Below are 19,007 nucleotides of genomic sequence, written 5' to 3'. Positions count from 1 at the left end.
CATGAGTAATCCTGACAATTCAGGAGTATCAGTTAGTTGCAGAAGGGACCGTGAAATGAGCAATCAACCCGAATACATTTTTTTGTTAGAACCGGTTCACGACATCACCGGGGAGTTGATTGCATGGGAGTTGCTTACACGATTCTCAGATGATGCAGATATTAATAATAAGCGTAACCCTTGCAGGGATGAAGGGTTCTTCAATCGGCTTCCTGCTGACGAGAAATGGCAGTTATTCCTCCACCAGATCGGAAAACTTATTCAGCTATACCAGAAAGGGTTTGATCAGATAGTCAGTGTAAATGTGGATAGAGATATCGTCGCCGGTATTTTTGAAGATGCTGAAATACAAAAAAACTGGCGAAACTGACGTTGTTGCGTTTAGAGATATCCGCCTTCTTTACCGCGCGCTTTAACAGCGCAGACCTGCTGATATTAAAAGGTGTCGCGAAGGTGACACACGCCCCTTTATGGCTTGATGACTTTGGTCCGGGTTATTCCAACCTGACCATGCTTGATAGCGGAATATTTGAAATCGTCAAGATTGACAAAGATTTTTTTTGGCAATTTGGCGACGGTCTCATTTTTGACACGCTGCTTAGCCACCTCAACCAATTATGCAAAGGCGTGATTGTTGAGGGCGTTGAAAGCCAATCACACCTCGACCTGCTCGCGCACAAAGCAGTCTACGGTATGCAAGGCTATCACTGGCAGAGTGTCTATCTGAATGATTTTATTAAGCAATCCTGAATTGGCATGGGTTCGGCCAGGACAGTCGGGGGCAGATAAAATGTCTAACAATGGGTTTGTTGCATTCAACTTGATTTGTGCTCTCCCACTGGAAAATAGAGGCATTTCCCCCTTTGTTTCGCTGAAAAATAAACCCAACCCTCTCTCGGGATGGAGGCTTAACTCGGCTCAGCGCGATTTCGTCAAGAGTTTTTATGAAATCGACCAAGAGAAGAAGTGAATAGTCATCTGGATTATTCGCCATTGAAGCCGGTATCTGCGGATACCGGGCGTTTTTATGGAATTTAATAACTGCGCGGGATTTCGATAACATGAATAATATCTCTATCACTCCTAAAGGTGGGACAGTTGCTTCTGAAGTCAGTGGCAGCCAGGTCAATTTATCTGCGCCAAGCGTAGTTAAACTTCACCTTAATCAATCAGATATTAAGTCTTTCACACGCAATGGTAATGATTTAGTCGTCACCACAAAGTCTGGTGAAGTGGTTGTTATTCATAACTTTTATACGGCAGCAGGCGACAGTGACCTGGTGCTGCAGGACGACAAAGGTGCGCTGTGGTGGGTTGAAGATTCGGGCACTGATGGGTTCCAGTACGTCAACATCGACAGCACCGAAGGGCTGCTGGCTGAGAACACCACCAATGATGGCACCATCGCGGCCTTCGGTATCGGTGGTGCAGCTCTGGCAGGCTTGGGCGCGATGTTTGCCGGTTCGGCGGGCGGTGGCGGCGGTAATGCCGCAGTCAGTGACGGTAGTACCGGTGGTGGTAATAACGGCGGTGGTAACAACGGCGGTGGTAACAACGGCGGCGGTAATAACGGTGGCGGCAACAATGGTGGAGGCGATACCACTCCTCCAGCCGTAGTCACCAACCTGGTGGTCAGTGATAACGTTGGTCCCTATCAAGGCGCAATCACCACGGGATCAGTCACTGATGACAACACTCCAACCTTAAGTGGCAACGGCGAAGTCGGGGCCATTATTCGCGTTTATAATGGCACAACGTTGCTGGGTTCCACCGTGGTGGGCGCGAATGGCACCTGGACTTTCACTTCCCCAACGTTGCCAGACGGTTCACATAGCCTGACCGTCACCGCGACCGATGCGGCTGGAAATACCAGCGCCGCCAGCGATCCGATCACCTTTACCGTGGATACCACTGCGCCAGAAGCGGTGAGTGATCTCAATGTCGGGAATAACGCCGGCTCGGTGGTGGTTCCTATCACGAACGGCGGCGCAACCAATGACACCACACCAGTGCTGAGCGGCCGAGGCGAGGTGGGGAGTATTATCACTATTCGCGATGGCGATACCGTTCTGGGCAGCGTCACCGTAGGCAGTAACGGCAGCTGGAGTTTCACCAGTCCCGCGTTAAATCAGGGGAGTCATACCCTCAGCATCACCTCAACAGACGCGGCGGGCAACACCAGCGCAGCGACCACTATTACCTTCACCGTCGATACCGAAGCACCGGCCAGCGCCACGGGTCTGGCCTTAAGCGGAAATGCTGACGGTACTGCAACACAGGTTTCCAGCGGCGGAACAACGGATGACAGCACACCAACCCTGAGCGGAAATGGTGAAGTAGGCGCGGTGATCAGTGTTTATGACAACAACATTCTGATTGGCACGGCGGTGGTCGGTAGCGATAGCACCTGGAGCTTCACTACGCCTGCTCTCAGCAACGGTCCACACAGTCTGACCGTGACGCAGACCGATGCTGCCGGCAATGTCAGCTCGGTTTCTGATGCGTTTGATTTTAATGTGCAGGCTGGGCTGCCTCCAGCCACCACCTCACTGGAAATTACCGACGACACCGGCAACACTCTGGTGCAGCTGACTGACGGCGCCAGCACCCATGACAGCACGCCAACGCTGAGTGGGCTGGCCATTGCCGGTGCTCTGATCACCCTCTACAACGGCACGACAGAAATTGGCAGTGTGGTGGCGGGTCCGGATGGACAGTGGAGCTTCACGCCAGCTGCACTTGCAGATGGCACTTACAGCTTCCATGCCTCTGTCACCGATACCGATGGCGATGGCAGCGTGACGCAAACGCCGATCATTGTCATCACCATCGATACAGTGGTGCCGAGTGCTGCAGCGGGCTTGCAGTTGAGTGATAACGACAGTGGTACCGTGCAGCCCATTGCTTCAGGGGGGGCAACCAATACTTCTCATCCAGTGCTGAGCGGCACAGCGGAACCTGGCAGCACCGTTACCGTTCGTGATGGTACGATCGTACTTGGCACCGCCACAGTGGGCAGCAACGGCAGCTGGAGCTTTACCTCCCCAACCCTCTCAGAGGGTAGCCACAGTCTTACCACCACCGTGACCGATCCTGCAGGTAACACCAGCGCAGCATCGGATCCTATCACTTTCACCGTCGATACCCAGGCGCCAGCGGCTGCCAGTAATCTGGTCGTCACTGACGATGTCGGCGCCAGCACCGGGCCGCTCACGGCCGGAGCAACGACTGACGACAATACGCCGACCCTTAGCGGTAACGCCGAAGCGAACAGTATCGTAAAAATTTACGATGGCACGACGCTGTTGGGAAGTGTTGCAGTCGGCAGCAGTGGCAGCTGGAGTTTCACCACGCCAGTTCTGAGCAACGGCAGCCATACGTTAAGCACCACGGTGACTGATGCGGCGGGAAATGTCAGCCAGGCAACCACCGGATTTGGCATCACTGTTGCAGCGGGAGTGCCACCGACCACCAGTACGCTGCAAGTCACCGATGACAGTGGCAGCACACTGAAAGTCTTGTCAAATGGCTCCAGCACGCATGATAAAACACCAGTCCTGAGCGGCCTGGCGGCGGCCGGGGAAATCATCACTCTTTACAACGGCACTACACTGCTGGGCAGCACCACGGCGGGTTCAGATGGACAATGGAGCTTCACCCCGGCTTCGCTGGCGGATGGAACTTATGCCTTCCATGCCGTGGCGACCGATAGCACCGGAAACCCCACCAATTCCGTTACCATCAACATCACCATCGATACCGTCGCGCCCGCAGTGGCAGGCGATCTGCAACTCAGTAACAACAACGGAAGTGTTGTTACGCCAATCGCTGCAGGCGGCACGACCAGCGACAATACCCCCGTACTCAGCGGCACGGCAGAACCGGGAAGCATCGTCACAGTGAGTGATGGTAGCAATGTGCTGGGTACGGCGACAGTGGGGACTAATGGCAGCTGGAGCTTCACCTCGCCAGCTTTGAGTGACGGTAGCCATAGCCTGACCACGAAGGTCACTGATGCGGCGGGTAACACCGGCCCAGCGTCGACACCCGTTACGTTAACTGTAGACACCACACCGCCTGCCGCAGTAAGCGGTTTAGTGGTCACCGATAATGTTGGCGACTCACAGGGTGCATTGGCATCAGGAGATATCACTGATGACAATACGCCGACGCTGAGTGGCACGGGTGAACCGAACGCGCTGTTAAGTATTTATGATGGCACCACTTTGCTGGGCAATGTGACCGTGAATACGGACGGCACCTGGACCTTCACCACCCCAGCACTGAGTAATGGCAGCCACACTTTCACCATCACCGCCACAGACACAGCCGGTAACGTGGGGCCAGCCAGCCCGCCGTTTACGGTGAATATCGAAGCCGGATTGCCAGCAGCGACCACTTCACTGCAGGGTGTTGATGACAATGGGAATACTGTCGAACCGTTGACTGATGGTGCCAGTACCAATGACCCTACACCGGTGCTGATTGGTGTGGCGAGTCCCGGGAATATCATCACTCTGTATGATGGAGGTACGCTGCTCGGTAGCACAACGGCGGGTAGCAATGGCCAATGGTTATTCAGAGTTGGCACGCTGTCGGATGGTGCGCACGCGCTGCATGGCACCATTACCGATGCGGCAGGTAACGTAACGCCAACTACCACACTCAATATCACGGTCGACACCATTGCACCGGATGCCGCCAGCGGATTGCAGCTGAATAACGATGCAGGCAGCACCGCCGTCCCTATCACCGCAGGTAGCGTCACCAATGATCCGACTCCCGTGCTGAGCGGTAGCGCAGAGGCGGGTAGTGTTGTCACGGTTCGTGACGGCAGCACCGTTTTGGGTACGGTGACGGTCGGCAGTAACGGCACCTGGACTTTCACTACCCCGGCACTGGGTGAAGGCAATCACAGTCTGACCACCACCGTAACGGATGCAGCAGGTAACGCCAGCCCGGCAACCACGCCGATCTCCTTCAGTGTAGATACCACTGCACCCGCAACTGTCAGTGGCCTGGTGGTGACCGATGATGTGGGTAGTAGCACGGGGCCACTGACATCGGGGGCAACCACCGATGACAGCACACCAACCTTGAGTGGCACTGCGGAAGCGGGCAGCATCGTAAAAGTTTACGATGGCACCACTCTGCTGGGGTCGGCTGCGGTAGGCAGCAATGGTAGCTGGACCTTCACACCAGCATCACCGCTGACTAACGGCCAGCATAACTTCACTACCACGGTGACCGATGCAGCGGGCAACGTCAGCCCAGCTTCACCGGCCTTTACGGTCAACATTGATGCGGGAGTGCCTGCAACCAACGATCTGATCGTCGTGTCGGATGATAGCGGCAGCACCATTGTTCAGTTGACGGATAACTCCAGCACTCATGACACCACGCCGGTGTTAAGCGGTCTGGCGAGCGCGGGCGACTTGGTCACTATCTTCAATGGCTTGACCGTGTTGGGCTCGGTGACGGCAGGCAGCGATGGGCAGTGGAGCTTTACGCCATCTGCTTTAGTTGACGGCACATACGCCTTCCACGCTCAAGCGACAAATCCAATAACCGGCGCGATAACGAATACCCCTACCATTAATGTCACTATCGACACCACTGTTCCGACGGCACCAACCAATGTTGGACTGACGAATGGGGATGGCGATCCGATCCCTTCAGGCAGCAGCACTAACACCAACACGCCAACCCTTACCGGCAGTGGTGGAGAGCCTGGCAGTACCGTAACCATTTCCGATGGCACCACGGTAATTGGTACCACCACAGTCGGTGGCGATGGCACCTGGACATACACCACTCCGCCTCTAAGCGACGGCAACCATAGTCTGACGTCAACGGTGACGGATCCAGCGGGCAACACCAGCCCGTCCTCAACGCCAGTGACAGTGACCGTGGATACTCAGCCTCCGGCAGCGGCTGGCAATGTCCAACTCACTAACGAGGGTGGCACGCCAATTACTTCTGGCGGCAGCACTAATGACAACACGCCAACCCTGAACGGCACCGCAGAACCGGGCAGTACGGTAACCGTTTCTGATGGCGGCGCGGTATTGGGCACCGCCACGACCGGTAGCGATGGCACCTGGAGCTATACCCCAACTACGCCGCTGGGCGATGGCAGCCATAGCCTGACCACAACCGTCACCGATCCGGCGGGTAATACCGGACCGGCTAGTACGCCCGTCATTGTAACAGTCGACACTACCGCGCCCGCTGCAGCATCCGGTGTGCTGCTGAGCGATGATTCCAGCGGCACCGCAGTACCGATCACTGGCGGCACCACCAATAACACCACGCCGGTGCTGAGTGGTCGTGCCGAACCTGGCAGCACGGTTAACGTGTCTGATAACGGTACCGTGATTGGCTCGACTACGGTGGGTAATGACGGCAACTGGAGCTTTACGCCATCGGCCCCGTTGAGCGATGGCAGCCATAGTCTGACCACGACCGTGACTGACCCTGCGGGCAATACCGGCGCGGCAAGCGCACCCATCTCAGTCACCGTGGATACCACTATCCCTGCTGCACCGGGTAATGTGGCGTTGAGTAATGATGAGAGCGGCACCCCTGTACCGATTACCTCTGGTGCGGCGACCAATGATGTCACGCCAGTTCTGAGTGGCTCGGCAGCGGCAGGCAGCACGATCACCGTCTCTGATGGTGGCACGGTGCTGGGTAGCGTGGTGGTGGGCAGTGGTGGCACCTGGAGCTTTACGCCAACGACGCCGTTAGGCGAAGGCAGTCACAGTATTACTGCGACCACCACCAGCCCGGCAGGCAATACCAGTGCGCCATCTTCGCCAATCGTCATCACGGTCGATACCACAGCACCTGCAGAAGCGAGTGGGCTGCAGCTCAACAATGACAGTAGCGGCACGCCAGTACCTATTGCCGCAGATGGCACCACCAATGACACCACTCCAGTCCTGAGTGGTACCGCTGAACCGGGCAGCACGGTGAAAGTTTCTGACAACGGCACGGAGATTGGTTCGGTCACCGTTGGCAGCAATGGTAGCTGGAGTTTCACCCCAACGACGCCGCTGGAGGCGGGTTCGCATAGCCTGACGACCACCGTGACGGATCCGGCCGGCAACACCGGTCCGGAAACCACACCGATTACCTTTAACGTGGACACCACGCAGCCTGAACCTGCAAGTGGGCTGGTGCTGAACAATGACACCAGCGGTACGGCGGTACCGATTACCAATGGCGCGACCAATGACACCACACCGGTGTTAACCGGTTCAGCCGATGTTGGCAGCACTGTTACCGTGCTGGATGGCACCACGGTTCTGGGCACTGTGGTTGTAGGCGCTGGCGGGACCTGGAGCTTCACTACGCCAGCGCTGAGCCAGGGCGATCACAGTCTGACCACGACGGTGACCAGCCCGGCAGGTAACGTGAGCGAGGCTTCACCAGCCATCACCTTCACCGTGGATACACAAGCCCCTGCAGCGGCAGGAGGGCTGCAGTTCACCACCGACGACGGCACGCCAATTGCCACAGGCGGATCCACCAGCGATACCACGCCAACCCTGAGTGGTACGGCGGAAGTCGGCAGTACGGTTACCATCTCTGAAGGGACCACCGTGCTTGGCTCTGTCGTGGTCGGCAGCGGTGGTACCTGGAGCTTCACACCCACAACGCCGCTGGAGGAGGGCAGCCACAGTCTGACCACCGTGGTCACTGACCCGGCAGGAAACAGCAGTGCGCCAACCTCTGAGGTGATTGTCATTGTCGATAGCACCTCTCCGGGGGAAGTCGGCGATCTGCAACTCAGTAATGATTCAACGGGTGTGGCGGTGCCTATTACTGCAGGCAGTGCCACTAACGACGCTACACCAGTACTCAGCGGTACCGCTGAAGCAGGCAGTATCGTCACAGTGAAAGACAATGGCACCACGATTGGTACCGCGATTGTTGGCAGCGATGGTAACTGGAGCTTTACGCCAGCGGCCGCATTGGCTGAGGGCCCACACAGTCTGACGACCATCGTCACCGATTCAACCGGCAACGCCGGTCCTGAATCACCTGCATTTGAATTCAGCGTGGATACCGTTGCGCCTGATTCGGCCAATGCAGTGGTACTGAACAATGACAACGGCGGTGGTGCGATTCCGATCACATCAGGTGGCGCTACCAATGACACCACGCCGGTACTGAGCGGAACAGCAGAGGCGGGTACCATCATCACCGTGCGTGATGGCGATACCGTGCTCGGCAGTGTGCAGGTCGCAGTGGGTGGCGCCTGGAGCTTCACTTCACCTGTGCTAAGTCAGGGTTCGCACAGCCTCACCGCAACCGTGACAGATGCAGCAGGCAACAGCAGTGCACCTTCTACGGCGATCACCTTTACTGTCGATACCCAGGCACCTAACACCGCCGGTGCCGTGCAGTTAAGTAATGACAGCAGCGGCACTGCTGTACCCATCACCGCGGGAAGTGTCACCAATGACAATACGCCAGTACTGAGCGGAACCGCTGAAGTGGGCACTACTGTCACCATCCTTGATGGCAGTAATGTGCTGGGCACTGTAGTGGTGGGCACTGGCGGCACCTGGACCTTTACACCCACATTGGCACTGGGCGAGGGGGTGCACAGTATTACCACCACCGTTACCGATGCTGCGGGCAACGTCAGTGCACCATCAGCGGCGATTGGCTTTACCGTGGACAGCACACCACCAGCGACTCCGGTGGTGACCAGCCTCAGCAATAACAACGCCGGTACTGCCGTGGTGATCACAGCGGGCAGCACCACCAATGACTCCACACCTGTTATTCGCGGAACGGGCGAAATCGGCGCTACCGTGACCATTCGTGATGGCAGTACGGTTCTGGGGACGGCGATTGTCGGTACCAACGGCATCTGGCGCTTCGAGCCGACTACAGCACTGGGCCAGGGTAGCCATACTCTGACGGCTACCGCAACAGACACCGCAGGCAACAGCAGTGCACCTTCTGCTGGCATCACTTTCAGCGTAGATACCATCGCACCTGACGCTATCAGTGATTTGGTGGCGAAAGATGACAGTGGCAATACGCTAACCGGAGTGACCAACGACAATACACCATCCCTGAGCGGCACGGCGGAAGCGGGCAGTATCATCAAAGTTTACGATGGCACCACCCTGATCGGTTCGACTCAGGCTGGCACCGGCGGTACCTGGAACTTCACGACTCAGACCCTGACCGACGGCGCTCACACGCTGACTGCCACCGCCACCGATACGGCGGGCAACGTCAGTGCTGCGGGTAATGCGGTGACGATAACGGTGGATACTTCTGTTCCGTCTACGCCAGATTTTGTGGTCACCAATAACGATGTCTTGCCAACGGAGACAGTAGCGAACAACGGCTATACCAACGACAACACGCCAGTGTTGAGTGGTACCGCTACGGCTAACAGCCTGGTGACCATTTATGATGGCAATACGGCGATTGGTAGCGTCACCACCAATGCGCAGGGCGTGTGGAGCTTCACAGCGGATACGCTGAATGATGGTGCGCATCCACTGACCATTACGGTGACTGATTCAGCGGGCAACGTCAGCCCGGCTTCTGCTGTGGTCACGATCAATATTGACACTGAAGCGCCGGATGTGGCGCAAGGCGTGACCGTCAACAACAACGAAGGCAGCACGTTGGTGCCGATTGCAGCAGACGGCTTTACCAACGACACCACGCCACAACTAACCGGCAGTGCCGAGGCTGGCAGTATCGTAAGAATTTATGACGGTGCTGGCGAAATCGGCTCGGTGTTGGTAGGCAGCAGTGGTAACTGGAGTTTCACCACCGACACCCTGGGTCAAGGTGAACACAATCTGAGTGTGACGGTGACGGATGCGGCAGGTAATACCAGTGCTAATTCCCCAACCCTGACCTTTACCGTGGACAGTGAAGCACCGGATGCAGCGCAAGGTCTGACGCTCGCCAATAACAACAGTGGCACAGAAGTGCCTGTTACGAACGGCAGCACGACCAATGACAGTACACCGGTTCTGCGCGGTACAGCGGAAGCCAACAGCACCATTATTATCTCTGATGGCAATACCGTTCTCGGTACGGTTATCGCGAACGGCAGTGGTGACTGGAGTTACTCACCAACATTGACAGATGGTACCCATAATCTGAGCGTGGTGGTGCAGGATGCGGCCGGCAATACCAGCCCGATCAGCGACGTTGTGAACGTCACCATTGATACCGTGGCACCGCCATCGGTAACCAACCTGGTGCTGACCAACAACATTGATGGTGCGATTAACATTCCAAACGGCGGTTTGACCAACGACAGCACGCCAGTGCTGAGCGGCAACGGGGAGGTGGGCAGCATCATTACCATCTCTGATGCCAGTGGGGTATTGGGATCCACAACCGTTATTGCCGGTGGCACATGGATCTTTACGCCACCCGCTGCGCTGGCGGACGGTTCTCATACCTTCAGTGTCAGTGCATCTGATGCGGCGGGTAACGTGAGCGGTACCACCACCATTAGTGCGGTGATTGATGCCACACCTCCTGCGGCACCAAGTGCGATTACTGCCAGCAATGACAACGGAACGATGCCGGTGGCGATTGCAAATGGCAGCACCACCAACGACAGTTCGCCGTTCCTCAGCGGTAGTGGTGAAGCGGGTAGCATTATCCGCATCTATGATGGCACCACGGTGTTGGGCAGTACGGCGGTGGGGAGTAATGGTCAATGGAGCTTCAGCGTGCCAGCACTGGATGACGGCACCTATACGCTGCGCGTGACGGCAACGGATGCCGCAGGTAACACCAGCCAGGCCGCGAACACCGTTGACTTCACCGTTGACGCCACTCCACCAGCAATCCCAACGCTGTTGGTGACCAACGACATCACCTCTACGGTCGTGGACAACAACGGATTAGCCAATGACAACACGCCTTCACTGAGTGGTAGCGCCGAGGCGAACAGTCTGGTGACCATTTATGATGGCACCACGGTCATCGGCTCAACCACGGCGACCAGCGGCGGTACCTGGACCTTTACTTCACCAACGCTGACCGACGGTTCGCATACGCTCACTGTCACCGTGACCGATGAAGTGGGTAACGTGAGTACTTCGGCGCCGACTGTCGTTCGCATCGATGCCACACCGCCGCAGCCGGCAGGTGAACTGCTGTTGCAGAACAACGATGGATCGCCAGAAACCACGATTCCGAATGGCGGTACCACCAGCGACAATACCCCGGCAATCAGCGGTACGGCAGAAGCGAATGCTATCGTCCGTGTTTATGACGGCACGACGCTGGTAGGTTCCACTACGGCGGGTTCAGACGGCAGCTGGAGCATTACGACCAGCGCGCTGTCGAACGCGACTCACACGCTGAACGTGACGGTAACCGATGCGGCGGGCAACGTGAGTGCGGAGTCGTCGGTATCGTTGACCGTGGATAACACCACACCAGCGGAAGTCCTGACGTTTGCAGTTTATAACAACGCCAATACTACCCCGGTGCAGGTGGCGAACGACGGCTTCTCCAACGACAATACGCCGGTCTTGCGCGGAACCGGTGTGGCAGGCACCACCATCAATATCATCATTGATGGTGTGCAAGTTGCGACCACCACGGTAGCGAGCAACGGTGTCTGGCGCTATGAAACTGCCGTTGAAGGCGATGGTGTGCATACCTATGCGGTATCGGTGACCAACGCAGCAGGCACCACCGGGCCAGCAACCACGCCTATTGAAATCACCATTGATACCAGTGCACCAACAACGGTGAGCGCGCTGGTGGTGAGTGATAACGAAGGGGGATCTACCGGTAATTTGTCATCGGGTCAAACCACCGATGACAACACTCCAATCTTCACTGGCTCAGCGGAAGCGAACAGCACGGTATCGATCTACGACGGTACTACGCTGCTTGGCACCGTAACGGCAACGGGTGGCAACTGGACCTTTACGCCGCCTGACGGGCTGTCAAACGGCACGCACAACTTCACCTTCACCGTGACGGATCAGGCGGGCAATGTCAGCGCACCCAGCTCCCCGGCCTTCACGTTGAACATCGAAGCGGGCTTGCCAACGGCCAGTGGTACGCTGGTTATCACTGATGACAGCGGCAGTATGCCTGTGACGCTGGCAGATGGTGCGAATACCAAAGACAACACGCTGGTATTGACCGGTTCAGCTACTGCTGGTGACGTTATTACAATTCATGACGGCAGCGGTACCGAGTTGGGTACCGTAACCGTGGGTGCGAATGGACAGTGGAGCTTTATTACACCAACGCTGGCGGATGGTGCTCATGCTATTTACATCACCAATCTTGCGGGTACCCCTTCCGACACGTTCAACATCAACGTCGATACACAAGCGCCAGCAGCCGTAATCGACCTCGCAGCGGCAAATAACAATGGCAGCACACCGGTTGCGATTGCTAACAACAGTATTACCAATGACAGCACGCCGCTGCTCACCGGTAACGCGGAAGCTAACGGTATTGTCACCATCTACGACGGCAACACCGTAGTGGGTTCGACGACAGCCAGTGCTACGGGTGCGTGGAGCTTTATTTCGCCTACCCTGAGCCAGGGCGCGCATACTTTAAGCGTCACAGTCACCGATGCTGCGGGTAACGTTGGACCGCGTTCTTCTACCGTGAGCTTCACCATTGATAGCATTGCGCCTAATGCGAGTACGCTGGTGGTCACTAATGACGTCAGCAACACCACGGTGGCCAATGGCGGTTATACCAATGACACCACACCAACGCTGAGTGGTGTGGCGGAAGCGGGAAGCCGTGTGTCCGTCTACGATGGTGCGAATCTGTTGGGCACTGTCATCGCGGGCAGCAATGGTGCATGGACTTACACCACGGCGGTATTGGCGCAGGGTAATCACTCGCTCAGTGTCACTGTCACGGATGCCGCGGGCAACGTCAGCGGCACCACATCCGCCACTGTGATTGTCGATAACGTCGCACCAGCAGCCGTCTCCAGCCTGGCTGCCGCCAACAACAACGGCAGTACGCCAGTGGCGATTGCCGCAGGCAGCAGCACCAACGACAACACCCCGGCGCTAAGTGGTACAGCAGAAGCAGGCAGCGTCGTCAAAATTTATGACGGCACAATTCTGCTGGGTTCGGTGACGGCGAACGCCACCACCGGTGCGTGGAGCTACACCTCAACGCAGCTGTCTGACGGTAGCCACACCATCAACGTGACGGCGACCGATGCGGCGGGCAACACCAGCTCGAATGCCTCGATTACCTTTACCGTGGTGACAGGCGCGCCGAATCCGGTGACAGGCCTGGTGGTGAACGACAACGTGGGCTCCTCACAGGGTCCGTTGACGAGTGGTGCATCTACCGATGACAACACGCCAACCCTGAGCGGTTCCGCGACGGCGGGCAACATTGTGGTGATTTCTGAGGGCACCACCGTGCTCGGCTCGGTCGTCGTCGGAAGCGGTGGCACCTGGACCTTCACCACTGCAGCACTGAGTGAAGGATCGCATCCACTGAGTGTCACCGTGCGTGATGCGGCGGGCAACACCAGTACGGCCACTAACTTCACTGTGGTGGTGGATACCGTGGCGCCAGCAACGACGTCACTGGTGGTCACCAACGATAACACCACGGCCGTCGTCCCCAACGGTGGCTCGACCAACGACACCACGCCAACACTGAGCGGTGTGGCGGAAGCCAACGGTCGCGTCTCGATTTACGATGGCACTAACTTGCTGGGCACGGTGATTGCCAGCGGAACCGGCGCATGGACCTTCACCTCAACGGCACTGGCGCAGGGCTCTCATACGCTGAACGTCACGGTGACCGATGCAGCAGGTAACGTCAGTGGTACCACCTCTTCTGTGGTGGTGATCGATACCACACCTCCGGCGGCGGTAGCGAGCCTGGCAGCGGCAAACAACAACGGCAGTACGCCGGTGGCGATTCTCGCAGGCAGCAGTACCAACGACAACACGCCAGCCATCAGCGGTACGGCGGAAGCGGGTAGTGTGGTGAGAGTCTACGATGGCGGAACCCTGCTCGGTTCTGTTATCGCAGGCAGCAACGGTGCCTGGAGTCTGACATCCACCACGCTGGCTGACGGTAGCCACACCATCAACGTGACGGCGACCGATGCGGCGGGCAACATCAGTCCGAATGCGTCCATCACCTTCACGGTGGATACCGCTGCGCCTGCCACGGTCACTAACCTGGTGGTCACCAACGATGTCACCAGCACCACGGTGCCAAACGGCGGTTCAACCAATGACAATACGCCAACCCTTACCGGTACGGCTGAGGCGAATGCGATTGTCACGGTGTATGACGGCACGACGGTATTGGGCTCCACTACGGCCAGCGGCACCGGCGCATGGAGCTTCGTCAGCCCGGCATTGAGCAACGGGACACATCCGCTGAGTGTCACAGTGAAAGACGCAGCGGGTAACGTCAGTCCGGCATCGACCCCGGTTTCCGTGATTGTCGATACCGTGGCGCCGAATGCTTCGACGCTGGTCATCACCAACGATGTCACTAACACCCCGGTCGCCAGCGGCGGTTCCACCAATGACACCACGCCAACGCTGAGTGGTACGGCGGAAGTGGGTAGTCTCGTTAAGATTTACGATGGTGGCACGCAAATCGGTTCGGTCACGGTTGGCGCCAATGGCACCTGGACCTTTACCACCGCAGTACTGGCCCAGGGCTCGCACACCATTAGCGTGACCTCAACAGATGCAGCCGGTAACGTCAGTGGTAGCACCAATGCCACCGTCAACATCGACTCCGTGGCACCAACGCTTACCCTGGCGGCAGCCAATAACAACGGCAGTACGCCGGTGACGATTAACGCAGGCACCAGTACCAATGACAACACGCCTGCGCTGAGCGGCACCACGGAAGCGAACAGCGTCGTGAGAATTTTCGATGGCGGCGTGCAGATCGGTTCTGTGACGGCCAGCAGCACGGGCGCATGGACCTGGACTTCAACCACGTTAAGTGAAGGTTCGCACACCATCACGGCGACGGCGACAGATGCAGCGGGCAACGTCAGCAACACGCCATCTATTACCTTCACCGTGGATACTGTCGTCCCTAACACCGTCACTAACCTGGTGGTTACCAACGATGTCACCAGCACCACGGTGCCAACCGGCGGTTCCACCAACGACAACACGCCAACCCTCACCGGTACGGCTGAGGCGAACGCGATTGTCACGGTGTATGACGGCACGACTGTGCTGGGTTCTACCACCGCCAGCGGCACCGGCGCGTGGAGCTTCGTCAGCCCGGTATTGACGAATGGTACTCACCCACTGAGTGTGACGGTGAAAGATGCGGCGGGTAACGTCAGCCCATCCTCAACACCGGTCACCATCACCGTGGATACCGTGGCGCCAAATACCGCAACGCTGGTGATCACCAATGATGTCACCAACACCACGGTCGCCAGCGGGGGTTCCACCAACGACACTACGCCAACGCTGAGTGGTACGGCGGAAGCCGGTGGTCGTGTGACTATCTATGACGGTACAACGACGCTGGGTACTGCTATCGCCAACAGTTCGGGAGCGTGGACCTTCACAACCTCGACCTTGACGCAAGGCTCGCACACCATCAGCGTGTCGGTGACGGATGCAGCCGGTAACGTCAGTGGCAGAACCAACGCCACCGTGGTTATCGACACAACGCCTCCGGCAGCGGTTACCCTGGTGGCGGCCAATAACAATGGCAGCACGGCGGTGACGATTCCGAATAACGGGGTCACCAATGACAGCACGCCGCTGTTGAGTGGTACCGGTGAGGTCGGGGCTAAGGTCAGTATCTATGACGGTACAATCTTGCTGGGCACCACCACCGTCGCCAGCAACGGCACCTGGAGCTTCATCTCCACCACGTTGAGCAACGGCAGCCATACGCTGAATGTCACCCAGACCGATGCGGCGGGCAACGTTAGCCCGAATGCCTCAACCGTGATGACCATCGACACTGTGGCACCGAATGCGGTCACCAACCTGGTGATCAACGATGATGTTGGTGCGAGCCAGGGACCGTTGGCCAATGGCGCCGTTACCGACGATGCGACGCCGACCCTGAGCGGTACCGCAGAAGCGAATGCCATTGTCACCATCTATGACGGCACAACGGTGCTGGGTTCTGTAACTGCCGGGACCAACGGTGCATGGACCTTCACCACGGCCACGTTGAGTAACGGTACCCATCCGTTGAGCGTCACGGTGACCGATGCAGCGGGTAACACCAGTGCAGCTTCCGCCACGGTCTCCATTACCGTGGATACCGTGGCTCCAGCGGCATCAACCCTGGTGATTACCAACGACATCACCAACACCACGGTGGCAAACGGCGGTTACACCAATGACACCACGCCAACCCTGAGCGGTACGGCGGAAGTGGGCAGCAAAGTGTCGATCTACGACGGCACGACGCTGCTGGGCACGTTGACGGTGGGCAGCAGTGGCGCATGGACCTACACCACGACGGTATTGACGCAGGGTAGCCACCCGATCAATGTCACCGTGACGGATCCAGCAGGCAATGTCAGCGGCACCACGTCAGCCACGGTGATTGTCGATAGCGTGGCTCCAGCGGCAGTAACCAGTCTCGTTGCGGCCAACAACAACGGCAGTACGGCGGTAACCATCCCGAACAATGGTTCCACCAACGACAATACGCCGCTGTTGAGTGGTAATGGCGAAGTCGGCGCGAAAGTCAGCATCTATGACGGCAGCACGCTGCTGGGCACAACGACGGTGGGCAGCAATGGTACGTGGAGCTTTATCTCCACCACCTTGAGCAACGGTACGCACACCATCAACGTATCGCAGACCGATGCGGCAGGTAACACCAGTCCAACGGCCTCGACCACGCTGCGTGTGGACACCGTAGCTCCAACGGCAAGTACGCTGACCATTACCGACGATACCGGCACCACGCCGGTGACGCTGGCCAATGGCGCCTACACCAAAGACACCACGCCAACCTTGAGTGGCACGGCAGAAGTGGGTGCGATTGTCACCATCTATGATGGCGCGACCGTTCTTGGCTCCCTCACCGTAGGCAGTTCCGGTGCATGGACCTACACCACTGCGGTTCTGGCGAACGGTGCGCATCCATTGAGCACCACCGTCACGGATGCGGCGGGTAACGTCAGTGCCGGCAACACTACAGCCACGGTGAACATCGATAATGTGGCACCAGTCGCGGTGACCAACCTGGCGATTAACTCGGCGGGTACCACCGTAACCGGTAGTGGTGAAGTGGGCGATACGGTGACGGTGCGTGATGCCAACGGTAACTCGCTCGGTACCACGACAGTCGGCGCGGCGGGCACCTGGTCGGTGACCCTCAGCACCGCACAAACCACCGGTGCTTCACTGTCCGTTATCCAGACTGACCGTGCGGGCAACGTCTCACCATCCGCCTCGTTGACCGGGGTGATTCGTATCGTGGCCGCCAACGACACCAATGAGGTGGACTACAGCACAACCACGCAAACGGTGAATAACGGCACCACCAGCGTCTCCCATACGGCTCTGGCCACGGTGAACCTTGGCACGCTGCTGGGCGTAGGTGTGCTGTCTAGCGGTAACGCTTATACCTTTAGTGTGGGTACGGGTGATACGCGTTCGGTGGTGCTGCACGGTTCGGTCGGTGGCATTTCGCTGATATCGACTTACTCACTCTACCTCTACCAGCAGAACTCAGATGGTTCCTGGACGCTGAAGAGCGTGACGTCGAACTATCTGTCGACTGGGCTACTGTCGCTGGGAACGCAGACCGGTGCCAACGTTAGCTATAGCGGACTCGGCGCGGGTACCTATGCGGTGGTGATTGGTTCGAGTGGCGGTATTGCTCTGCTGCCAAGCACCACCATCACCACGGTGACAGATACCACGCTGGATGCGGTGACAGTTTCCTCAACGGTAACGGGCAATCTGCTGACCAATGACACCAGCTCAGTCGCGGGTACGGTACCAACCGGTACTGCGGTGACTACGGTGTCGGGCAGTGCCGTTGCCGCGACGGGCAACACGGTGATCAATACCACCTACGGTACGCTGACCATCGATTCGCACGGTAACTACACTTACGTGCTGAAGGCGGGGCTGGACGTCAGTACCTTGCCAACCACCGACACCTTCACTTATTCGGTGAGGGATTCCAGTGGTGCAGTTACCTCTGCTTCCCTGACGGTCACGTTGCATAACGGTGCGGCGACGTCGCTCACCGTGAACAGCCTGCTGGCGGAAACCACTTCAACTGGTGATCACGATGCCAGCGGCAGTATCTACGGTGACTCGACGACGCATACCGGAACCTTGAGTATCACTAATGAAAACGGTGATGTCACAACGGTTCACAGCGTGGGTACCACGTCAATTGCCGGGGACTATGGTGTGCTGAGTATTGCAGCCAACGGTAGCTACACCTATACGCTTAATGCAGGGGTTGATGGACAAAGCCTGCTGCATAAAGAGGTGTTCAGCTACACGCTGGCAGCAAGCGATGGCACCATCACCACGCACTCCTTCACCATCGATCTGCATCCGACCATCACAGGAACGGCGGGGGCTGACACTATTACCGGCGGTGCGTATAACGACACCATCACCACCGGTGCGGGTGCCGATACCCTGGTGTATCACCTGTTGGCGAGTGCCGACTCAACGGGAGGGAACGGTCACGATACCTGGACCGACTTCAATGTTGCGCAAGGCGACAAAGTTGACATCAGTAACTTGCTAATTGGCTGGAATGATTCCACAAGTAATATTAATGATTTCGTGAAAGTGGATCATACTTCAGATGGCAATACCGTGCTCTCAATTGACCGTGACGGTACCGGTACGGGTTACAGCAGTACCCAGTTGATTACGCTGGAAGGCGTCAACGTTTCACTGGAGGAATTACTGCAGCAACCGCACCAGACTCACACGGCATAAGGGGCCGCGCTTAGCAAGGATGCAGTAAGGGCTCATGGATGAGCCCCT

3 protein-coding genes are annotated in these 19,007 nt (G+C 57.6%); all 3 read left to right on the top strand.

Annotated features, from left to right (window positions below; all coding sequences use genetic code 11):
- The first annotated feature begins 55 nt into the window (after positions 1 to 55).
- The 3 genes from VH86_RS26010 (at position 56) to VH86_RS02135 (ending at position 18,959) form a co-directional block, all read left to right on the top strand.
- Positions 56 to 370 (top strand): hypothetical protein, encoded by a 315-nt coding sequence (locus tag VH86_RS26010; RefSeq protein WP_045831735.1) that lies wholly within the window; start codon positions 56 to 58, stop codon positions 368 to 370.
- A gap of 2 nt (positions 371 to 372) precedes the next feature.
- Positions 373 to 750, top strand: a complete 378-nt coding sequence (locus VH86_RS26005) for an EAL domain-containing protein (protein ID WP_231647076.1) — start codon at positions 373 to 375, stop codon at positions 748 to 750.
- Positions 751 to 1,061: 311 nt separating this feature from the next.
- Entirely contained in the window at positions 1,062 to 18,959 is a 17,898-nt protein-coding gene (locus tag VH86_RS02135; RefSeq protein WP_045831734.1) for an Ig-like domain-containing protein, read from the top strand.
- Positions 18,960 to 19,007: the final 48 nt, after the last annotated feature.

Source organism: Pantoea sp. BL1 (genome assembly GCF_000963985.1).
In the GTDB taxonomy this organism is placed as follows: Bacteria; Pseudomonadota; Gammaproteobacteria; order Enterobacterales; family Enterobacteriaceae; genus Pantoea; species Pantoea rwandensis_B.
Note: the sequence above shows the minus strand (reverse complement) of the source record. Positions and strands in the feature narration are given on the sequence as shown.